General features: G+C 62.3%; 20 protein-coding genes, 1 pseudogene and 1 riboswitch. Of the genes and pseudogenes, 13 read left to right on the top strand and 8 right to left on the bottom strand.

From position 1 onward, the window contains the following. Nucleotide 1: 1 nt before the first annotated feature. Nucleotides 2-1,027 carry an ABC transporter permease gene (locus E1956_RS34235; protein ID WP_028221419.1) on the top strand — a complete coding sequence of 342 codons (1,026 nt, stop codon included), beginning with the start codon at nucleotides 2-4 and terminating at the stop codon, nucleotides 1,025-1,027. A 26-nt stretch (nucleotides 1,028-1,053) separates the two neighbouring features. Continuing rightward, nucleotides 1,054-1,995, top strand: a complete 942-nt coding sequence (locus E1956_RS34240; protein ID WP_028221420.1) for an ABC transporter substrate-binding protein — start codon at nucleotides 1,054-1,056, stop codon at nucleotides 1,993-1,995. 200 nt (nucleotides 1,996-2,195) lie between these two features. On the opposite strand, the gene E1956_RS34245 is transcribed toward E1956_RS34240, so the two are convergent. Further along, nucleotides 2,196-3,251: a HoxN/HupN/NixA family nickel/cobalt transporter gene (locus E1956_RS34245; RefSeq protein WP_134757533.1), complete on the bottom strand. Its 1,056-nt coding sequence runs from the start codon at nucleotides 3,249-3,251 to the stop codon at nucleotides 2,196-2,198. An 89-nt stretch (nucleotides 3,252-3,340) separates the two neighbouring features. Next, nucleotides 3,341-3,534, bottom strand: a riboswitch (cobalamin riboswitch). Nucleotides 3,535-3,770: 236 nt separating this feature from the next. Here E1956_RS34245 and E1956_RS34250 point away from each other — a divergent pair. From E1956_RS34250 to E1956_RS34265, 4 genes are all read left to right on the top strand, one after another. Then, entirely contained in the window at nucleotides 3,771-4,151 is a 381-nt protein-coding gene (locus tag E1956_RS34250) for a DUF2946 domain-containing protein (RefSeq protein WP_134757535.1), read from the top strand. 100 nt (nucleotides 4,152-4,251) lie between these two features. Beyond that, complete coding sequence (locus tag E1956_RS34255; protein WP_197732943.1) at nucleotides 4,252-5,172, top strand: transporter family protein; 921 nt, start codon at nucleotides 4,252-4,254, stop codon at nucleotides 5,170-5,172. An 18-nt stretch (nucleotides 5,173-5,190) separates the two neighbouring features. Continuing rightward, entirely contained in the window at nucleotides 5,191-5,556 is a 366-nt protein-coding gene (locus tag E1956_RS34260; RefSeq protein WP_134757537.1) for a copper resistance CopC family protein, read from the top strand. 2 nt (nucleotides 5,557-5,558) lie between these two features. Next, complete coding sequence (locus E1956_RS34265; protein WP_134757539.1) at nucleotides 5,559-6,464, top strand: CopD family protein; 906 nt, start codon at nucleotides 5,559-5,561, stop codon at nucleotides 6,462-6,464. A gap of 92 nt (nucleotides 6,465-6,556) precedes the next feature. Here E1956_RS34265 and E1956_RS34270 read toward each other — a convergent pair whose 3' ends face one another. Continuing rightward, nucleotides 6,557-8,662: a TonB-dependent receptor family protein gene (locus E1956_RS34270; RefSeq protein ID WP_134757541.1), complete on the bottom strand. Its 2,106-nt coding sequence runs from the start codon at nucleotides 8,660-8,662 to the stop codon at nucleotides 6,557-6,559. Nucleotides 8,663-8,976: 314 nt separating this feature from the next. After that, on the bottom strand, nucleotides 8,977-9,342 hold the full coding sequence (locus E1956_RS34275; RefSeq protein ID WP_134757543.1) for a DUF2946 domain-containing protein: 366 nt from the start codon (nucleotides 9,340-9,342) through the stop codon (nucleotides 8,977-8,979). A gap of 405 nt (nucleotides 9,343-9,747) precedes the next feature. Here E1956_RS34275 and E1956_RS34280 point away from each other — a divergent pair, with 405 nt between their 5' ends. The 3 genes from E1956_RS34280 to E1956_RS34290 all read left to right on the top strand — a co-directional run bounded on the left by E1956_RS34280 (nucleotide 9,748) and on the right by E1956_RS34290 (nucleotide 14,040). Then, on the top strand, nucleotides 9,748-10,875 hold the full coding sequence (locus E1956_RS34280; RefSeq protein WP_134757545.1) for an aminotransferase class V-fold PLP-dependent enzyme: 1,128 nt from the start codon (nucleotides 9,748-9,750) through the stop codon (nucleotides 10,873-10,875). A 250-nt stretch (nucleotides 10,876-11,125) separates the two neighbouring features. Further along, nucleotides 11,126-11,698 (top strand): hypothetical protein, encoded by a 573-nt coding sequence (locus E1956_RS34285; protein WP_134757547.1) that lies wholly within the window; start codon nucleotides 11,126-11,128, stop codon nucleotides 11,696-11,698. 521 nt (nucleotides 11,699-12,219) lie between these two features. Beyond that, nucleotides 12,220-14,040 (top strand): hypothetical protein, encoded by a 1,821-nt coding sequence (locus E1956_RS34290; RefSeq protein ID WP_134757549.1) that lies wholly within the window; start codon nucleotides 12,220-12,222, stop codon nucleotides 14,038-14,040. Between the two features lie 179 nt (nucleotides 14,041-14,219). Here E1956_RS34290 and E1956_RS34295 read toward each other — a convergent pair whose 3' ends face one another. The 4 genes and pseudogenes from E1956_RS34295 to E1956_RS34310 form a co-directional block, all read right to left on the bottom strand. After that, nucleotides 14,220-14,579 carry a hypothetical protein gene (locus E1956_RS34295; protein WP_134757551.1) on the bottom strand — a complete coding sequence of 120 codons (360 nt, stop codon included), beginning with the start codon at nucleotides 14,577-14,579 and terminating at the stop codon, nucleotides 14,220-14,222. Between the two features lie 188 nt (nucleotides 14,580-14,767). After that, a pseudogene (locus E1956_RS34300) lies at nucleotides 14,768-14,902 on the bottom strand (acyl-CoA dehydrogenase family protein); the annotation flags it as partial. Nucleotides 14,903-14,914: 12 nt separating this feature from the next. After that, nucleotides 14,915-15,466, bottom strand: a complete 552-nt coding sequence (locus E1956_RS34305) for a hypothetical protein (protein ID WP_134757553.1) — start codon at nucleotides 15,464-15,466, stop codon at nucleotides 14,915-14,917. A gap of 21 nt (nucleotides 15,467-15,487) precedes the next feature. Then, a complete protein-coding gene (locus tag E1956_RS34310) occupies nucleotides 15,488-15,724 on the bottom strand; it encodes a hypothetical protein (protein ID WP_134757555.1) in 237 nt (78 codons plus the stop codon). A 188-nt stretch (nucleotides 15,725-15,912) separates the two neighbouring features. On the opposite strand from E1956_RS34310, the gene E1956_RS34315 reads away from it, so the two are divergent. Further along, the gene (locus E1956_RS34315; RefSeq protein ID WP_134757557.1) at nucleotides 15,913-16,212 is read left to right on the top strand and encodes a hypothetical protein; all 300 of its coding nucleotides are present in this window, start codon (nucleotides 15,913-15,915) and stop codon (nucleotides 16,210-16,212) included. A gap of 96 nt (nucleotides 16,213-16,308) precedes the next feature. Here E1956_RS34315 and E1956_RS34320 read toward each other — a convergent pair whose 3' ends face one another. Then, complete coding sequence (locus E1956_RS34320; RefSeq protein ID WP_134757559.1) at nucleotides 16,309-17,217, bottom strand: LysR family transcriptional regulator; 909 nt, start codon at nucleotides 17,215-17,217, stop codon at nucleotides 16,309-16,311. Nucleotides 17,218-17,356: 139 nt separating this feature from the next. Here E1956_RS34320 and E1956_RS34325 point away from each other — a divergent pair, with 139 nt between their 5' ends. The 3 genes from E1956_RS34325 (at nucleotide 17,357) to E1956_RS34335 (ending at nucleotide 20,744) form a co-directional block, all read left to right on the top strand. After that, nucleotides 17,357-18,121, top strand: a complete 765-nt coding sequence (locus E1956_RS34325) for an SDR family oxidoreductase (protein WP_134757561.1) — start codon at nucleotides 17,357-17,359, stop codon at nucleotides 18,119-18,121. 402 nt (nucleotides 18,122-18,523) lie between these two features. Then, entirely contained in the window at nucleotides 18,524-19,330 is an 807-nt protein-coding gene (locus E1956_RS34330; RefSeq protein WP_134757563.1) for a hypothetical protein, read from the top strand. 586 nt (nucleotides 19,331-19,916) lie between these two features. Then, the gene (locus tag E1956_RS34335) at nucleotides 19,917-20,744 is read left to right on the top strand and encodes a helix-turn-helix transcriptional regulator (RefSeq protein ID WP_134757565.1); all 828 of its coding nucleotides are present in this window, start codon (nucleotides 19,917-19,919) and stop codon (nucleotides 20,742-20,744) included. The last annotated feature ends 109 nt before the right edge of the window (nucleotides 20,745-20,853 follow it).

Raw genomic sequence — 20,853 nt, forward strand, 5'->3', positions numbered from 1 at the left:
CATGACATTGCAATCGGATACTGCGGCGCTGTCCAACCAGAAACGGCCGTCCGGCTTCAGGGCGCGCATTTTCTCGCCGACTGCGCTGCAAAAGCTGCTCGCGTTCGCCAGCCTGATCCTGATGCTGATCTTTTTCAGCTTCGCGTCGCCGGCGTTCATGCAGATCGACAACATCCTCGGCATCCTGCAGGCGACAGCCGTCAACGGCGTGCTGGCGATTGCCAGCACCTTCGTCATCATCACGGGCGGCATTGATCTCTCCGTCGGCACGTTGATGACCTTCACGGCCGTGATTTGCGGCGTGTTTCTCAGCTATTGGCATTTGCCGATGTGGACCGGCGTGCTCGCCGCGATCGGAACGGGCGCGCTGTGCGGATCCATTTCGGGCACGCTGACGGCCAAAATGAAGATCCCGCCGTTCATCGCCACGCTGGGCATGATGCTGCTGCTCAAGGGGCTGTCGCTCGTGGTCTCGGCTGACAAGCCCATCTATTTCACCGACACCGAAAACTTCTACATGATCTCGCAGGATTCGCTGATCGGCTATTTCCTGCCGAGCGTGCCCGTGCCGAACGCGGTGCTGATCCTGTTCCTGCTCGCCATCGTCAGCTCGATCACGCTCAACCGCACGGCGCTCGGCCGCTATACGTTCGCGCTGGGCAGCAATGAAGAGGCCGTGCGCCTTTCCGGCGTGAATGTCGACCGCTGGAAGATCGCGATTTACGCGCTCGGCGGCTCGATTTGCGGCATTGCAGGACTGCTTATCGCATCGCGTCTGAACTCGGCGCAGCCGGCGCTTGGCCAGGGATACGAACTGGAAGCCATCGCGGCCGTCGTGATCGGCGGTACGTCGCTGAGCGGGGGCTCGGGCACGATACTCGGCACCATCATCGGTGCTTTCATCATGAGCGTGCTGACCAATGGCTTGCGCATCATGTCGGTTGCGCAGGAGTGGCAGATCGTGGTGACGGGCCTCATCATCATCCTCGCTGTCTATGCGGATATCTTGCGGCGCAAGAGAAGCTGATGGTCCACCTCTGGAGGAGAAACCCCATGTTGAAAAGAAAACTCATTGGTGTCGTGATCGGAGTCGGCGCGCTAGTCGGGGTGACCGGTTCGACGTATGCCGAAGAGCCGTACATTCCGCTCATCTCGAAGGGCTTCCAGCATCAATTCTGGCAAGCGGTGAAAGCGGGCGCGGAGCAGTCGGCGAAGGAGCACAACGTCAGGATCACTTTCGAAGGCCCGGAAACGGAGGCGATGGTCGACAAGCAGATCGACATGCTCTCGGCCGCGCTCGCCAAGAAACCGCAGGCGCTCGGCATCGCCGCGCTCGACAGCAAGGCGGCCATTCCGCTGCTCAAGCGCGCGCAGGCCGAGAAGATACCCGTGATCGCATTCGACTCGGGCGTCGACAGCAACATTCCGCTGACGACGTGCGCAACGGATAACCTGGCCGCCGCCGCGCTCGCCGCCGACAAGATGGCGGAGATGATTGGCGATTCAGGCGAAGTCGGCGTGATCGTGCACGACCAGACCAGCCGCACCGGTATCGATCGCCGTGATGGCTTTCTCAACGAGATGAAGACGAAGCACCCGGGCATCAAGATCGTTTCCGTGCAGTACGGCGGCGGCGACCACCTGAAGTCGGCGGAAATCGCCAAGGCGATGATTCAGGCCAATCCGAACATCAAGGGCATTTTCGGCGCCAATGAAGGTTCGGCGGAAGGCGCGGCGATCGGCGTCAAGGAATCGGGCAAGAAGTTGGTGCTGATCGGCTATGACTCGGGCAAGGAGCAAAAGGACGACATCAACTCCGGCCTGATGGCGGGCGCGATCACGCAGAACCCGGTTGGCATTGGCAAGTGCGTCGTCGATTCCGCGGTGAAGGCGCTCAAGGGCGAGAAGCTGCCCAAGAAAGTCGACACGGGCTTTTACTGGTACGACAAGACGAATATGACCGATCCGAAGATCGCCGCGGTGCTTTACGACTGAGCGGGTGTGAAAGCGCGTCCTGAGGGGACGCTTCGACGCTGGGTAGGCCAGCGCCGAAGGCAAGTCCCCCGCGCTTGAGATGCTGCTCGACACGCGCCGCCGGACAGCCGCCACGCGGGCTGATCGCGATTGTGGCTCGGCGGCGCCCGATTTGCCGTTCTTGAAAAAAGATCACTCTGAGTGATCTTTTTTCGTTATTGCTATGCCGCCGGGTTGGCCGGCAGGTCGTCGTAGCCTTTCATCCGGTAGATCGCAAACGAAAGGAGCCACGCCAGAATGAACACGCCGATGATAATGAAGCCGAGATCATTGAAATTGTCGTTGAGCATGCCAATGACGTCCCAGAACGCACCTTTGAGGTTGAACTGGTCGCCAAGCAGGCCCAGCGTTTCGATGCCGCCGATCAGCACCGCAACGAGCACCGAGACCAGCGTGATCGTGAGGTTGTAATAGAGCTTGCGGATGGGGCGAACGAACGCCCAGTCGTACGCGCCGAGCATCAGCACGCCGTCGGTCGTGTCGACGAGCGACATGCCCGCGGCGAACAGCACGGGAAACACCAGCACGACCGACATCGACACGCCTTGCGCAGCCTGGCTCGCCGAAATGCCGAGCAGGCTCACCTCCGTTGCCGTATCGAAACCGAGGCCGAACAGGAAGCCGAGCGGCAGCATCCACAGCGGTCTCGACACCAGACGGAACAGCGGCCGGAACAGCCGCGCCAGCAGCCCGCGGCTGTTGAGCAGCAGATCGAGATCGTCGTTGCTATAGGGCTCGCCGCGCCGCACCTTGCCGAACGCGCGCCACACGCCGCGCAGGATCACGATGTTCATCGCGGCGATCAGAAAGAGAAACAGCGCGGACACGCTCGTGGAAATGACGCCGCCAATGTCCTTCCAGGCCTCGACACGGCTTTCGAGCGCGGCGGCCGTCGCGGCCACGGCTGCCGCCACGATCAGCACCACGGCGGAGTGCCCGAGCGCGAAGAAGAAGCCGACGGTCACGGGCCGCTGGCCATCTTGCATCAGCTTGCGCGTGACGTTGTCGATGGCGGCGATATGGTCGGCGTCCACGGCGTGACGCAGTCCGAAACCATAGGCGAGCAGGCCGGTGCTCAAGAGCAGCGGGTGCGCATGGAACGCGATGAAGGCCCAGATCCAGGCGCCGATATTGAAGGCTGCGAGAACGACGTAAATGCCGGCGACGCGGCGGCGAAGCGTTCCTTGCACGGGAACGGTTTCGATAACAGTGGACATGAGACAGATCCTGAGGTCGGGCTGTCCTTGCAACGGGCGACCGCTTGCGGCGGTGCTTGCGCGCCGGGACACCCCGCCCGTTGCGGCTGCTTGGACCTCGGTCGATGGCAGGTCTCCTGGCTCGCGGGTCGCCGTCTCGTGCCGGCCTTCCCGGTTTCCCAGTGGCCTCCTTCGGCACGGACTCGCCGCTCACAGTTGCGGGGGCAGCCGCAGACTGAAGGCATGTGCCTCTACTGCGTTCCCTTTTCATCCCGTCGCCGGGAACCATCAGCGCGCAAGCGTAACGGCCGCCTACCCGGCGCGTCAACCGTAAGACGAAAACCGGCGCGAACAAATCGCTATTCCCTTCGCATTCCATACGAATAGCTTACGAAATGAATTGCATGCCTGTGATGGCCAATGCGTTCGCGATTCCGCGAGGGAGGCTGATCCCGCCTATCAGACGACCCTGCCTGTCTGGCGCGGGCGTTGCGTGCCATAATTCGGCGTCTCCACTCCACTTGCTCACCTGCGCGCGCCATGTTCCGCGTCCGTCTCCAGAAGCTCGGCAGCCTGCTTGGATTGCTTGCAATCCTGATGGCCACGCTCGCGCCGACGGTTTCGCAGGTGCTGGCGTCGCATCAGCAGTTGAGCAACGCGCTCGCCACCTATTGCACGGTGGAGAGCGCCGCCGATCCGGCGGGCCACGACAGCCAGCCGGCCCATTCGGCGATGCCGCACTGGCAAGCCTGCGCATACTGCGGGCTCCTCGCCCACGTGCCCGCGCTCACCGGCGGCGCGATCGCGCTTGCCGTCATGCTGCTGGTCGTGCGTGTAGCCGCGCCGCAGGCGTGGGCCGAAGTTCGCGCCGCCTTCGTTCACACCGCGGCGCAACCCCGGGCGCCTCCCGTTTTCTCCTGATTCGTCGTGCTATCAACCGGGTGCCGCATTGCGCAACGCGCAGGCGGCCGCTGCTCGCGCACGCACGCGACGGCCACCCACGACAACTGGAGAAAACAACATGCTCAACCTTTTCAGGCAACAGGCGGCGCCCGTGCGCGCCGCGCTCTTTGCCGCGGGCGCAATCGCGTCTCTTTCGGCGTCCTCCACCGCATCCGCTCACGCGGTCGTCGGCGACCGGGTCTTTCCGGCGACGATGGCCGTCGACGATCCCGGCGTCGGCGATGAATTCAACCTGCAGTACAGCCACATCAAGACGCCCGACAGCAACGGCAACGACATGAACGTCAACACGGTGTCGTACGAGTGGGACAAGCTGATCACGAAGAATCTCGCGTTCAGCATCGCGAGCGACTATGTGGGCCAGAACTCGCCGGACGGCAACGCGAAGGGCTGGGATGACGTGACCCTCGGCGCCAAGTACCTCGTCTATGCGAACCCGGAGCACGAGTTCATGGCATCGGTCGGGCTGCTCGCCACGATCGGCGGCACCGGCGCCAAATCGATCGGAAGCTCGTTTTCGACATTCACCCCGACCGCCTATTTCGGCAAGGGCTTCGGCGACTTGCCCGCATCGCTCGGCTACCTGCGCCCGTTCGCCATCACCGGCACGATCGGCCCGAACCTGACGACGGCCTCGTCGGACCAGGGGCCGAACTCGCTGGGCTGGGGCTTGACGCTGCAGTACAGCATTCCCTACCTGCAGCAGCAGGTGAAGGACCTCGGACTGCCTCAGCCGTTCGCCAACCTGATTCCGGTCGTCGAATTCCCGATGAGCACCTGCACGGCGGGTGCATGCGCGGGTCAGACGACGGGCACGATCAACCCGGGCCTGCTCTGGACGAACCGCTACGGGCAGTTCGGCGTCGAGGCACAGATACCCGTCAATCACGCGTCGGGCACGCATACGGGTATCCTGGTGCAAGCTCATCTCTACTTTGACGACATGTTCCCGAACTCGCTCGGCAAGCCGCTGTTCTGACCCAGGAGGACGCTACTCATGAAACTGCACACGACCACACGCGGCGCCGTTGCCGCCATTCTGATCGCTGCCTGCCAGCTCGCGCACGCGCATGCCTACCCGACCCATCAGGCGCCTGGGGCCGGCTCGACCGTCCCGGCTTCGCAGAAGGAGGTCGCGATCGACTTCGACGACGGGCTCGAACCCGCGTTCAGCTCGATTACCGTCACGGACGCGAAGGGCAGTGCCGTCACCAGCGGCAAGGCCGTTGTCGACCCGTCGAACAAGAAGCACATGTCCGTTGGGCTCAATCCCCTGACGCCGGGTGTCTATACGGTCAAGTGGGTTGCCGTGGCCGATGACGGGCACCGCACGCAGGGGCACTACACCTTTACGGTGAAGTGACCGTGGAGCCGCTCGTCGCCGTGCAGATCGCCGTGGCGGCCCTGCAGAATCTGCTGTTCGCGATGGCGGCCGGCTCCCTCGCGTGCGCCTTGATGGGCAAGCGCAGCGGCATCGCTGCGTCCGCCGCGCTGCGCAGCGGGCAGGCGGGTCTTGCGATCGTGCTGACGCTCACGGCACTCGCGTACCTCTGGCTGCAGGCGGCCGTGATGAGCGGCTCGCCACTGGCCGGGGCAGGGCCGGCGGTCACTGCCGTGCTCACGCAATCGCACTATGGCGTCGCGTGGTCCGTTGGATTCATTGGCGCGGTGCTGGCGGTGTTGAGCCGCCTCTCGGACCGTCGGGGCCTGCCGCTGTTTGCTGCCGGCCTCATCGCGTGGGTCGCGGGAAAGGCTGCGGCCAGTCATGCAGCCGATGCGGGCGACTTCTCGGCGCGAGAGCTCATCCACGTCGTGCATCTTTGCGCCACGGCGCTGTGGGCCGGCAGTGTGATCGTGGCCGGCCTGCTGGCGCGGCGTCTGTGGCGCGTCGCGAGCGCGACGGCGGTGCAGCGCGCGGCGTTTTGCGCGGCGTTGTCCCATCTCGCGACAGCCGCGCTCGTGATCGTGCTCGTCACAGGCTTCTATAACGTCGTGCAGGATACGGCGCATGCCGACGCGCCGCTCGTTCACACGCCGTGGGGCCATATACTGGCGGCCAAGCTCGCCTGCGTTGCGCTCGCAATCGCATTGGGCGGCTGGAACCGCATGGCGGTCCTGCCCGTGCTGCGCACACGCGCGGAAGAAAACGACCCGGCATACGGCGCTGCACAGCAGCGCTTCGACACGCTGCTGGCGATCGAGGCGGTTGCCATGGTTGCCGTGCTGGTGCTCGCGGCGGTGCTGGGCCATACCGCGCCCGGCGGCGGCTAGCATTTGCGCGCCGCGCAAGCCGCGGCCACCGAGCGTGAACGGCGTTTGCATCGGCGTCAGCATCCGTGGCTTGCGTCGAGTCCGCGTGTGCCTCAGAACGCGTAGCGCAAGCCAGCAAAGATGCTGCGCCCCTCGCCCGGATAGAAGATCGCCGTCGAAGCCGTGCGCGCGTCGGCAACGGTGCTGATGTCGCTCACGTAGCGCTCGTTCGTGAGATTGCGCGCGTCGATATAGACCGACAGGCCGTTGCGGAAGTCCCATCCCGCCTGCACGCCGAGCAGGGTGTAGCCGGGCACGCGCAGCGTGTTGGCGTCGTCGGCCCAGGCGCCCGCGGGCACCCAGTCCACCGACGCCGAGATATGGAAGCCATCGGGCCGGGAATAGCCGAGCGCGGCACGCACGACATTGACGGGCACGCCGGCGATGCGGTTCGAGCCGTATTGCGGGTCGTCCTTGAAGCGGAAGTCGCTCAGGTTCCACAGGCCCGAGAGCGTGATCTTGTCGCCCGCGCCGCGCCGCGCAATGTCGCGCAGCAGATCGACCGATACGCCTGCCTCGATGCCTTGCAGCACGGTCTTGTTGGCGTTGAAGGTCGAGGCGGGAATATTCGGGTCGGTCGTGTATTGCAGCAACTGGTCGCGCACGAGCGAGCGGTATGCCGTGACGTCCCAGCTCACGCGATCATGCGTGCCGCGCGAGCCGAGCTCGACGGTCCAGGCATGCTGCGAGGCGAGCGGCGTGAAGCGCGTCGTTCTGCCGAAGGTCTGCGTGAGGTCCGTGAAGTCGGGCACGTCCTGGCTGCGCGTGATGTCGGCGAAGGCCTGAATGTCGCGCGCCGGCTGCCAGAGCACGCCGAGCTTCGGATTCACGCCGCTGAATGTCTCGCTCGTGGACTTGTACGTGGGGTCCGCTGCGAGCCCGCCGTGATCCACGTACTCGCGCACGTCGCGCAGCGCCTTCACGCCCGCCATCAGCGCGACCGTCGGCAGAACGAACAAGCGGTCCTCCAGATACGCCTCGTAGTTGTAGGCGTTCTGGGACGCATTGAGCGTTTGTGTGCCCCGTTCGCCGGAGACGTTGACGTACTGGCGCGCCTGGGTATTGCCGCCAAAGAAGCGCGCGCCGGCGATGATGTCATTGCGCATGCCGCCGATATCGAGCTTCGCGGTGTAGCGCGGCGCGAATCCATAGGTCCAGCCGTCCTGATCGAGAACCTGGAAGATCGGATGATAGAGGCTCTTGTGGATAGCCCAGGTATCGAAGGTCAGTTCGCCGGTGTCGAGCTTGAGCGTGGTGCGGTTCGCAATGCGCTCCGTGCGCGTGTTGCGCGCCTGATCGCCGGCGACGGCGCCAGGCGCGGCTTTGGTGGGATTGTTGAGCGCATCGGAGAGCGACAGCGTGCCGGGCAGCAACTGGTTCACGACATAGGCCCCCACGTAGAAGCGCGTTTCGAGCGTGGGACTGAAGCGATAGCCGATGTTGGCGTTGAACTGCTGGTAGTTGCCGGTTGCATGATCGCGATAGCCGCCGGAATGGTCGCTCGAAAACGTGGCGATGAAATCCAGCGGCCCAATCACGCGCGAGAATTGTGCGCTGCCGCGCACGGTGCCAAAGCTGCCGCCTTCGAGGCGCACGATGTTGGGCACTTCGGCGGTATAAGCGGTTGGCGTGAGGAAATCGATTGCGCCGCCGAGCGTCGACGCACCATAGGCGAGCCCGTTGCCGCCCTTGTAGACCTCGGCGGCCTGTAGCGCGAGCGGGTCGATCTGGTAGTAGTCGCCGCTGCCGTCGGCCAGGTTGGTGGGAATGCCATCCTGAAGAATCTCGAGGCCGCGTGTGTGATAGCTGCGCGCAATGCCTGATCCGCGAATCGACAGGCGCAGCTCCTGGCCGTAGCGGTCCTGCACGAAAACGCCAGGCACGTCCTTCAGGACGTCGCGCAGTGTAAACGCGTAAGTGTTTTCGTATGTACTGCTATCGACAAAGCCGACCGAGCCGGCCGTCTCGTCGAGCGAGCGCTTCGCGTCCGTCACGGTCTGCGAGGTGAGCGAGTGTGCGCTCCGATCGCTGACGACCACGGGAGGCAAGATGTTTTCAGAAGCGGGCGCGGCAGGGTCGGCGGCGTCCGCCCAGGCGTGCGAGGCAAGAAGGGCAATGGCGCCCGAAATGGCGGCGCGAAGTCGAGTGGGCTGGAACATGATGGTCTTGTCGGTTGATTGAAGTTGTTGTATGAGCGACGGACGTACGCAGACGCGACGCGCAGTCAGGCGGCGTCGAGTGACGGTCTGTGGCTGGAATCGGGCAAAGGCGCGGCCAGCCAGCGGCCGGTGCCGCGGGCCGAAACGGACCGAATTGCAGCGATGTCGTGTACGGGTGTCTGTGCGAGCGCGCCCGGCTAAAGCAGGCGTGGCGAGGGGCGATCAGCGCGCTGGGACACGGCAAGCGTGGTGGCGCGCGTGATCACCCGCACGCCTTGCGGGCGCGCAGTGCAAAACAGACGGAACCGGGGATATCAGCGCGGGGCTGGAGGCGCGCGCGGCCGTCCCGAGGGGAACGCGCCAAGCGGCGTGAAACGGGTGGACAGCGTGGAAACGGCGGCGACGGTAACGAGGGTGAGAATGGGCAGCAAGACGGCTGGGCCCGGCGACATGCTCACGTGCGTACCGAGCAAATCGCAATACCCGCATGCGTTCAGCGCCCCGGCCGGCGAGCCGTGTTGGCTCACGCCGGCATCGAGCGTCGTGGAGCACAGCGCCGCGACGGGTTGATGCTCGCGCCAGGCATCGACCAGTTGACTGACCAGCGGCGCGAGCACGATGAGCCACATGGCGATCAGGCCAAGCCATGCAGTCGTTCGTGTGCGGGCGCGAGGGTTCATGTCGGTCAGGTCAGGAGTGCGGGGCAGTTTAACACTGCGTAAGAATCGTTTCCACGTTGAAAGCCGGGGATAAATATAGTGGTAAGGTTATAGAGGCGCAAAGTGATCGGTCGCTCCAGTGCTTGCAGCAGCCTGAAGAGTCCGTTACGTCGATAGCCAGGTGCATCAGCGGCTGGCGTCGTGCTGTTGTCTCACTCCGGGTTGCCGCTGGCGTTCCGCTTCGCGCGGTGGCCGGTCAACCTCATGCTTGCACCAAGTGCCTCGTAAAAATTGGCACCAGGTTGCAGGCGGCTTTCGTTAGAATCAGCTTTCGTCAGGAAAAGCATATTTGCAGGGTTGCAGCGGTATCGGATCACAGATGCTGCTGCCCCAGATTCCCTTGTTCATCTTTTACCGGAGGCGAACGTGCCGGGCTTACTTCCCAATGTCGACCGCGAGGGACTCCTCGAATATTCAGTGGTTTACACCGACCGATCGCTCAATCACATGTCGCAGCGCTTTCAAGGCGTCATGCGCGACATTTCCGAGGGGCTGAAAAAGGTCTACAACGCGAAGTCCGTCGTTGTCGTCCCGGGCAGCGGGACGTTCGGCATGGAAGCCGTCGCCCGGCAGTTCGCGACCAACAAGAAGTGTCTGGTCATCCGCAACGGCTGGTTCAGCTTCCGCTGGTCGCAGATTTTCGACATGGGCAGCATTCCGTCCGAATCGATCGTGTTGAAGGCGCGTCCGGTCGAACCAGGCAGGCAGGCCGCCTACGCGCCGCCCCCGATCGAAGAAGTGGTCGCCGCGATCAGGGATAACAAGCCGGATCTGGTTTTTGCGCCGCATGTCGAAACCGCATCCGGGATGATGCTGCCCGATGCGTATTTGCGCGCGGTGGCCGACGCCGTGCATGCCGTCGGCGGCATGTTCGTGCTGGATTGCATCGCTTCCGGCACGGTCTGGGTCGACATGGAAGCCAGCGGCGTCGATATCCTGATCAGCGCCCCGCAAAAAGGCTGGAGCGCTTCGCCGTGCTGCGCGCTGGTCATGCTCAGCCCGCTCGCCCGCGAACGAATCGAGGCAACCACCAGCACCAGCTTCGCCTGCGACCTGCGCAAATGGCTGCAGATCATGGAAGCCTACGAGAACGGCGGGTTCGCGTACCACGCCACGATGCCCACGGACGCTCTCGCGACGCTGCGCGACGTGATCAAGGAAACCGAGGCATACGGCCTCGAAAAGGTGAGAACGGAGCAGCTTGAACTCGGCGAGCGCGTTCGCTCGCTGCTGGCCCGTAAAGGCTTCAGAAGCGTGGCCGCCGAAGGTTTTCAGGCACCGGGCGTCGTGGTCTGCTACACGGACGACGATGGCATCCGATCGGGCAAGAAGTTCGCCGATGCCGGCTTGCAGATCGCGGCCGGTGTGCCGCTGCAATGTGACGAACCTGAAGATTTCAAGACCTTCCGCGTGGGTTTATTCGGTCTGGAAAAACTGCATGACGTTGAAAGCGCGGTCGCGAGGTTTGGCAAGGCGTTGGACGGCATTGCCTAGGTCGATTATCCGGAGCATGTGTGCATGCATGGCTCGGCTCCGGATTGAGATCATATCGGCAGGACGACTGATAGATTTCAGTTCATAAAAAAGAGGGCTCGCGTTCGCACCAGCGTCGTTGTTGGCAAGGTGCGCAACGCGAGCCCTTATCGTTGCGGATGCACTCATCGCTTAACCCGATAGTAGCTACCGATTGGACTTTTCGCCGACGATGGATAATACGCATGGATTGTCCTTGTCAGGGAATGCCATGCGATTCGAAACCGCAGAGAGGACGATGTGGGAGCTTGTGCAGATCCACACGGGCCGAGTCGGCTATCAACGTGGCGTGAAATCAGAGGGTCTATCGGCCAGCCCTCCGGTCATTGATTGCTCGGGGTGGGCCCGAGTGCTTCTCACGCAGGCGATGCGAGCAGAGAACGAGGCTGCTGGCCGTGCAGTGTTTGGTGATGGCGATGTGCAAGCGCTGCAAGCGTGGTCGGATCGGATCATTCAGGAGATCGAGATCCGAACGGGGTTCATTCTCGAAGGCGGAGAAGTCACGGCGCTCAGCCTTCCGCGTTGCGCCACCATCGGGCTGAAAGCAGGAGAACCCGCGTGGGCGAACAACCATCCTCGTTCTCGCGGCATCACGCACATTGTTCAGGTCGTGCGCCGTCCAGAGGATGACGCGCCGTTTGTCTCCGAGTCGTTCGGCAGCTCCGTTTCACCAGGAATAAGTCTCACGCCGCTCGCGCAGTGGCTCGCGCTTTCGCAGTGGCATCTGCGTGCCGGCCAACTGTGGGCCGTCGATCCGTTTCTGTTGGCCTCAAAAACTCAATGATTGCCTCGAGCGTCGCTACCTGAGGGCATTGCGCGCCCCGGCGCGAGGGCGATCGTTGACCCGATCAATCTCGCTATCGACCGCTTCGAAAGCATCGCGAAAGGCAATCTTCGGGGCACTGTCGTGACCTCGCGCGACAACGCGATGGCCTCTCTTTTCCCACCCTGCCAGTCACTGCAGCCAGCGCCGGATTATCAATGATGCATTTGCACCATTGATAAGAGCAACGCGGCTGTGCTCATCTTGCATAGCGCGCCGTCCATTCGCGACGCGCCTTCCGCAGGTTGCGGGATCAACAACAAAAGCCGGGATCTATATTCGCCGGGGGTCTTTCACGGCCGCCTCAGCGGGTCAGTCGTGGGGTGGCGTCCAACGCATCGTCCAGGGGAACTGAAATGAATATGCAAGCATCGCGAGTGCTCGCGGGCATCGCCCTAACCGCGTGCGCGGCTGTTCTGGTGGCAGGTTGCGGCGGAGGTGGTGGTGGAAGTGGGGGCTCAACCACATCAAGCGCCACGACGATGAATGGCGTGGTGGCAGTGGGCGACCCGCTCGGCGGCGCAAACCTGACGATCGTCGATTCCACCGGCAAGAACGCGCAAACCACGAGCAGTTCGAACGGAAACTATACGATCTCCCTCTCCGGCCTGACCCCGCCTCTGCTCATCGTGGCCAACGACCCGAGCGGGACCAATCTCCCGATGTACTCGGTGGCCACGACGTTCACCGAGCCGGCTGGCGCCGCCTCGGGCGCGCCCCTCGTCGCCAATGTGACGCCGCTCACCACGGCCGTGAGCGCGGAGCTCACGAGCGATGGCAACCCGGCCGATCTCGTTGCCACCGGCGCGCTCGCCAAGATGGTGACGGCTGCAACCGTGACATCGGCAACGTCCACACTAAATTCGGTTCTCGCCAAGCTTCTGAGCCAGAACGGCTTGAACGCTTCGTTCGATCCGATAGCCGGGCCGTTCACACCCAATCACACCGGCGCCGATGCCGTGATCGATTCTGTCGTGGTCACCCCGGCGCCGGCAGGCGGACTTCAGATCACGAGCATTGCCAACATGGGGGTGAGCGTACCGCTCAGCCAGAGCACCACGACAGCGACTGTGCTGAGCCCGCCACCTTACCCGGTCGGCTACCTCAGCACGCTGCTCACGCAACTGGGTCAATGCCTTTCCGGCACCACCTCGGCGTGTGCCTCGGCGATCGACGCCGGGTACCTGGAATACGGGGTAAGCAAGTTTCAGACTGAACACCCGGGGATCAGTGCGTCAGGCACCACCATTACGGGCGTGACGACCCTCGCGTATTTCCCGGGCGGAACGTTCCCGAACGTCAGCGGCGAAAGCGCCCTCGTGCACATCAAGTACACGAGCGCGTCCGGAGCGCCGAACTATGCAACGACGCTGGTTCAAAACCTCTCAAACGGCAATTGGGACGTCATCGGCAATCAGGTGCAGTACAACATCGTGATTGCTACCTTCCTGCAGCAGTACAACTATCTCGACGCCACGTACAGCCCATACTCTCAGTACGAAACCGGGCTGCAGGCCAGGATCCCCACGACATCGCCCAATCCTTCGAACATGGCGTCCGTCTCCATCACGGGCCCGGGTATCCACGGAACGGCGTGGATGGAGCCGCGTGCCGCGGTGGGCAACACCTTGCTCTCCTTCACGCCGGATGTCCTCACCGCGCCCCCGACGGGCGGCCAGAAGACAAACGGCAACACGAGCTACTACCGGTGGTCCTGGCAACCGGTTGCGCAGCAGGGCGGCAAGCTGATTGTGCCGACCAGTAATCTGGGGCAATGGTATGGATCGGCGCCGATCGCGACCGCGAATCTGCCGGTTCAGTACGAGCTCTATACGGTGACCCTGTACGATTCAACCGGCAAGCAGATCGGCACGCCCCAGACCGTGATCAATAGCTCGCCGCCGATGACGGCCGCGGCGGGGCAAGCGACAGTCTGGCCGATGCTGTCGAACAGCACCGCGAGCACTGCGCTCGCGGCCGGGGCGGCAAGCGCGCCCTCGTTGAGCGTCACGTGGTCCACATTTGTCAACAACCAGCCGATCGGGCCACTTGTTGGTCAGCTGGAAGTTCAGGCAGTGCTTGGATCGAGCGAGGTCGACGGATACTCTTCCGGTTCGTTTACTTCTCCGGGCACTGGCACTTACACGGCGACGGTCACTGCAGGAGTGGACGAGAACGGCGTACAGGAATGCTCGCCGGCGTGTCCTTTCCCCGCGCTCTCAAGCGGTGGCAATCGCAATATCGAATTGCTCTGGAGTGCAAAGGGAATAAGCTACAACGCCCAGAGCCAGTACGACAACTGACGTTCGGCAGATTCTCAGGCTTCGCGCCGCCGGCTTGTTCATCGCGGGAATGTTCCGCGATGACGGCCTGCATGGCGCGACGGCATTCGTCCGGTTGGGTCGCTAGCTGTGCAATGGCATAGTGCGCCCCAATTGGGCGATTCTCATTTCATTGCGCAATCGACAGCGATATCTCCGCTTTATTTCCCGGGTTCCTGGGGATCGTCGCATTGCCGGGCCACGCACCGCCAAAAGACACGCTCATGCGGGGAATTGTCGAAGAATTGCGGGGTCTCCTGCCACATTGAGGCATTCAGAAATCTGCCCACGACTGATTTGCAATCGTTGGCGGCTTGCTCGACGGATTTCGCGGCATCCGCGAGGCAACGTGGGTTGCCATCGGGGCACAGCGCCGCGGCTTCCTGTTCGCAAGCTGCAGAAACATAGCCACTACTGAGGCAGAGCGCGGCCGAAATGATTCGAGTTGCCAGTTTAATTGGGAGATTCGAAGAAAGGCGCGGGCGTGCAAAAGCCCAGTGATGCTCGAGCGGGGCGTTCACGATGGGCTCCCTTGGCGGATTCGCCATTGACAGCGTTAGCAACGACTGGGAGAAGCGGCCTGTATTGTCCGACGATAATCTAAGCGCTACGCGTGAACGGGGCGATTAGTTATTTGACATCCTGAGTAATCGAATAATCATAGGACGTCACGTTTACGCATCGATTAAGCTGAGGATTGAGCGCCTCGCTACTGCGCCTCGCGGATCATGTTGCGCGCAATGACGATCTGCTGGATCTGCGTCGCGCCTTCGTAAATGCGAAAGAGCCGCACGTCGCGGTAGAAGCGCTCGACGCCGTACTCGGCCCAGGCATGGTTGCCGCCCGCCGTTGGCCGCTATTTGTCTGGACTGGGCGGCGCACTCTGCTCTGCTGGCGGCAAGGTGATGGTTTGCGGCTCCAGCTGGAGGTTTTCTCCCGGAATCGGCTCGACGCTTTGCTCGGCAGGCGGGGGGATGTTCTGATCCACGGAGGGGGGCGGCTCGGCGCTGGCCGGCGGCGCGCTGTGCTGCGCCGCGCTCTTGCCGCTCGTCATGCCTGTGCCCACGTTCGAGGCGGTGTTGTTTTCGCTCTTGAGGACGCCGTTCGGATCGAACAGAAATACGGCGGCTTGCGAGTGCGTATCGGAGCCACCAACCAGCGACCCGATCAGAGGAATATAGGTTTCGGGGTGGGGCCGCGAGGTCACGTACGTGTAGACGAGCAGCGTCGAGCCGTCGTCCAGCGCGCTCTCGACCGAAGCCGGGCCGAGCGCGGCGATCACCTGTTGCCGCGTCGTCACCCCGGGCCTGAAGTTCGCCATCTGTTCGGGGCTCACCTCGACGCCCGCCGATACACAACCGGCAAGCAGTGCGCCGCACAGCAGGCCAGCGATCAATCCACGTTTCATGTTGCCACCCCCCCAATCATTCTACGACGATGGGGGCGAGCCGGCAGCCCGCGGCATGATCGCCAATGCCCGACAATGATCAGCAGTCCAGATGTTCACGAGATCAGCGGCCTTCATCGACGGATCCATCGCGCGCAGCGTGGCCAGCCGCTTCCGGGTCCGAGCGGCGCCCTGCGTATCGCGCGTTAGCTCCATGAACCTGGCGTCCTGCTCGTGCTCGGGCATGGGATGGTGGCCGGTGCCGATCGGGTTCTCCACGAACACGCGCCACGCCGCCAGGCGCGCTGGGCGTGCCATCCGTGCCGCTCAATCGAATGGCTGAAAAGAAACCTGATGGCAGCCTTAAGCCACGGCGTTGTTACAAATAATATTCTTTTAAAGCATAAAGACAGCGCGCCGATAAAGGATATGCCGTGGTAAGGCAATTAACCATTGGAGATCAAAATATGTCCATACAAGCAGTTGGCAACCAGCCGGCGAACGTCGCGGCATCGGGCGCGGGTCCGCAGCCGCAACAGACGGCGAGCGCAACAAAAACGGCTTCGGCCGCGCAATCGGGTAGCGCAACTGCGCCCGCTCAGTCCGCTTCGCCATCGTCGTCCTATACGGTCAACATCAGCAGCGCCGCACGCGCCGCGCTCGCCGAAGCAACGGAAACCTCGGTCCAGACCGCACAGGAGGCAGGCCGCGGCGATCGTCAGGCGCAACGTCTTTTGGCAAAGGAACAAGCGCAGAAGATCGCCTGATCCGGAACTGCTATTGCGGTGCGGATGATGGGCCGAGCTGGCAGCGATGGCACTACGCCATTGCTGCCAGCTCGCTTTTGAATGGCCGGCGGCAAATCAGGTCTTGTCCCATGGCGGCACGCCTGCAAACGCGTCGACCAGAAAATCGATCGCCACGCGTACCTTTGCGCTCACGTGGCGGCGGCTCGGATAGAGTGCAAGCACGTCGATATCGGGCAAGCGATATTGCGGCAGCACGCGGATGAGCCTGCCCGCACGCAGGTCATCGCCAACCAGAAACGTAGGCTGCCAGATCACGCCGCGCCCGGCCAGCGCCGCCGCGCGCGCCGTATCGCCGTTGTTGGTGTGCATGCGGTAGTTGACTTCGACCGTATGAGATTTGGCGTTGCCGTCTATCAGTTGCCACGCGTTGCCCGTGGCGGCATGCGTGTAGCCGATGCAACGGTGCGCGAGCAAGTCCGCGGGCATCTCCGGATGTCCCCATGCGTTCAGATAATCGGGAGACGCGCACAGGACGTTCTTCGACGTTGCCAGCTTGCGGGCTGCATGATCGGTCGGGCCGGCGCGCGAGATGCGGATGGCCAGGTCGAAACCCTCGTCGACGATGTCGACGACGCGGTCGATCAGCGCGATGTCGAGTTCGATCTCGGGATAGCGCTGCATGAACCGCGGCCACAGCGGCGCCAGATGCAAGATCCCGAAACTCACGGGCGCATTGATGCGCAGCCGTCCGCGCGGTTCGACCGAGGTTGCCGAAAGCAGTCCTTCGGTTTCGGCGACATCGTCGAGGATGGTCTTGCAACGCGAATACAGGGTTTCGCCGCCCTCCGTGAGTGACAGCTTGCGTGAAGTCCGATTGAGCAGACGCGTGCCGAGATGGGCCTCCAGCTCGTTGACATAACGGGTCACGTTCGCGGGCGAGGTGTCGAGCGCGTCGGCCGCGCGCGCGAAGCCGCCCCGGTCGACCACGGTCACGAAGACCTCGAAAGCGCGCAGCCGGTCCATTACAGGCCCAAATCATTCATAAAAGCTGAATGATACTGCCATATTTTTGGTCTTTCTATCATAAGAAGAGAATTCTAAAGTGTGTCTCACGGATCCGGCGCATCGGGCACCGGCAACCGCATTAATCTGGAGATTGAACATGGAACGCTTGACTGGAAAAGTCGCTATCGTCACCGGCGCGAGCGCGGGTATTGGCCGCGCTGCCGCAAAGTTGTTCGCCGCGGAGGGCGCAAAGGTGGTGGTGGCGGCGCGCCGCGAAGCCGAACTCGAGCAGCTCGTCGCGGAGATCGCTCGCGAAGGCGGAACGGCGGTGTCGCTGGCCGGCGACGTGCAATCCGAAGACTTCGCGAAGGCGCTCGTTGCGCTCGCGGTCAGCCGCTTCGGGCGGCTGGATATCGCGTACAACAATGCCGGGACGCTAGGTGAAATGGGGCCCTCCACGGAGATCTCGGAAGCGGGCTGGTCGGCGGCCCTCGCGACCAACCTCACGAGCGCGTTTCTCGGCGCCAAGCATCAGATTCCGGAAATGCTCAAGCACGGCGGCGGGTCGATTATTTTCACCTCGACTTTCGTCGGTTATTCATTCGCATTCCCAGGTAGTGCGGCCTATGCGGCGAGTAAAGCGGGGCTGATTGGATTGACGCAAGCGCTTGCGGCTGAGTATGGGCCGCAAGGGGTGCGCGTGAACGCCATCCTTCCGGGCGCGGTGGATACGGAGATGTATCGCGGCATGAACGATACGGCTGAGTCGCAGGCGTTCGTGACGGGTCTGCACGCGCTCAAGCGCGTTGCGAAGCCCGAGGAGATTGCACGTTCGGCGCTCTATCTGGCATCCGACGACTCGTCTTTTGTGACGGGCACGGCTTCGCTGGTCGATGGGGGCGTTTCGATTACGCGGACGTGAGGGGGTAGTGTTCGTACCGCCAGCGAGTACGAGCACTGTCCGACAGAACTGTCGGCTGATGATCTGCCTGAGCTTTCTACGCTTTGCCCAGCATGACCGATGGGGGTCGACGTGCGACCTGCTGGGCGAGCGGCATATTAACAATACATTAACTATCTGTGAAATTTCGGCTTCGAGAGGGTATCCGGCTGCGATGCGGCCATACATTTGTCTCTGAACGCGAAGCATTCCAAATCTCATTGGCACGCGCCGCTATTTCATGGGCTTAGCTTGGTGCGTCTTGCCCGCAACAATTCGTTAAAGGACTCGCATTCGACAACGGCGTCGGCTAGACTCAATTGTTTCCGTATATTTCAGATTATTTCTTTCAAAATTATAATAAACCTTGCAAAAGAGTGAGATATGAAAGGTATTGTTCAGAAGGCATTCAATAAGTTTGGCTATTCAATTCATCAAGCAGCGACGCTCCGGGAACTGCATCGCGAAAACGCGGAACTTCGCAAACGCATCCATGACCTCGAATTCCTCGGCGCGGCAGTGACGCTGCCGCAGGTCGAGCGCGACGGCTCTGTCGCCGGCACCGCAACTTCGCAAGGGGACCAGGATTCCAGGTCAGTATCCAATTTTTACGATCTTGATATTAAGGATCGCGAAAGAATTGTCAGCGATGCGATAGGTTCACGTCAGACTTTGATGTCGCGCTGGGAGGCACTCGCCCAGGAGAGAACAGAGGGCTGGGCTATCCGTGCGCAGCGGGCTGCGAGCATGCTGGGTGCCGTATCATCTGTAGCCGATGTGGGTTGCGGAATGATGACACTCGAGAAATATCTGCCTCGAGATGTTCGCTATGTTCCCGTGGATGTTGTCAGACGCGACGTGCGAACCATCGTTATCGATCTGAACAAGGAGGCGTTGCCTGATCTTGGCACGGACTGCATCGTAGGGCTCGGGCTGCTCGAGTATCTGTTCGATGTTCCTGCCGTGCTTCGACGCATTGCATCGGTCTATCGGATGGCACTCTTGTCATATAACCCCGTGGATCGTATATCGAACATGAGCGAGCGCACTGGGCATGCGTGGGTCAACCACTACACCGAAGCCGACCTCGAGGCATTGTTTAGCTTGAGCGGTCTGCAAATTGAGGAGCGTGTTCATCACGACGCTACCCAGACTATCTGGCGCTTGAAAAGCAGCCAATATTCTGAGTAACTGCACGTTGTTTCGTCGGCGATAGGGCAACTGCTGGCGGCTCAGCAAAACGGCCAGAATCTGGATCTAGTGCGGCCTCATTGCAGCAATTTGTGGTCGCTAAGGGATTTGCATTTGCAGCCCTTTGGGCGGCCCGAGTACGCAGGATCGCCGTTGACCTCGATTTGGAAGCAGTGTGGCGACTTGAATAACGAGCGAATTAATTGCTTCGATGCGCGTTAATTCAAAGAAATCTCAAGATTGCGCATTGCTCGGCTCCAAGCATCAGATTCTGGACATGCGCGAGCAAGTCGGTGGGTCTGTCAACTTCAATTCGACTTTCTTCCGTCGGTAACGGATCAATCCGGCGCCGCAAACGTTTGCAGCGTCTTCAGCCTGACTATGCGGTTGCGAATCTCCGAGACCTCGCCCACCGCGAGAAATCGCGTCTTGCCCTACTTCAAGTAGGGCATACCGGAGCGGGGCGGTCCGCTACCTTTATTGCCATCCTTCCATTTTAGAAAACTGACCGATGGCAATCCGGCCTTCGTGCTCCGGTGCGATCGAGGGATTGTGCGTAAATCGCGCCGATTTCGAGGATCCGTCCATGCCCGTCGCCCATTCCGCTCCCTGCGAACGCGGCATCGCCACGATCGAAGTCCAGCCGGCGACAGTTGGCGCGGTCGTCAGCGCAATGGGCACGGCAGGGTTTGCCGATGCCGTAGCGGCGCTCATTAGCGAGCATATCCCGATCGACGCGTTGCATCTCGACCGGTGGCGTCCGTGCGCCGGCAGCGCTTCGGGGTACGCCGTAGAGTGGTTCGGCAGTTGGAGTCCGCTGTATGCGGACGTGTCGGAGCTGATGGCGGTCTACTACCAGCAGTATTGGCGCGACGATCCGCTGAACCAGCAGGCCCGAGCCAGAAAGGGCACCTTGCTGCTGCAGCGTCACGTCGACGGCATTGCCGAGGGTGAGCTGCGTCGCCGCTTCTTCGACGAGCCGCGGATCGCGCAAGAATGCATGCTTGTGCACGGGGACGCGAAGTGCCAGTACGCGCTGTCCCTGACGCGCTCGCGCGGGCGGGCCGCATTCAGCCTCGACGAACTCTTCCATGTCCGACGGATGGCGGACATGTTGTTTCCAATGTTCGAGTCGCACGTGCGGACATATGGCGAGCGCCGGCCCGCAACGAGCATGATGCCCATGGCACCCGACGAGGGCTTCGACGCCCACCTTCTGCGCGCGAACATCCGCTTGTCGGAGCGCGAACGCGAGCTCTGCAAGCTGCTACTGAGCCGCTGGTCGGTGCCGCAAGTCGCGAACCATCTCGACATCAAGCTCTCCACGGCGAAGACCTATGTCGAGCGCGCGTTCGCCAAGCTCGGCGTGCGCAATCGCAGCGAACTGTTCGCCTGGGCGGCCAACGCGGATTAACCGCAACGCCGCGTCACGATTTCCCGTTTCGTCTCCGGCCGGTCAGCGGCCTTGCCATGCCATGCCGGCAGCGCGCCGCGCTAGCGTAATGATCCGGCTTTCACGCGCT

Source organism: Paraburkholderia pallida, assembly GCF_004524855.1.
Taxonomy (GTDB): domain Bacteria; phylum Pseudomonadota; class Gammaproteobacteria; order Burkholderiales; family Burkholderiaceae; genus Paraburkholderia; species Paraburkholderia oxyphila.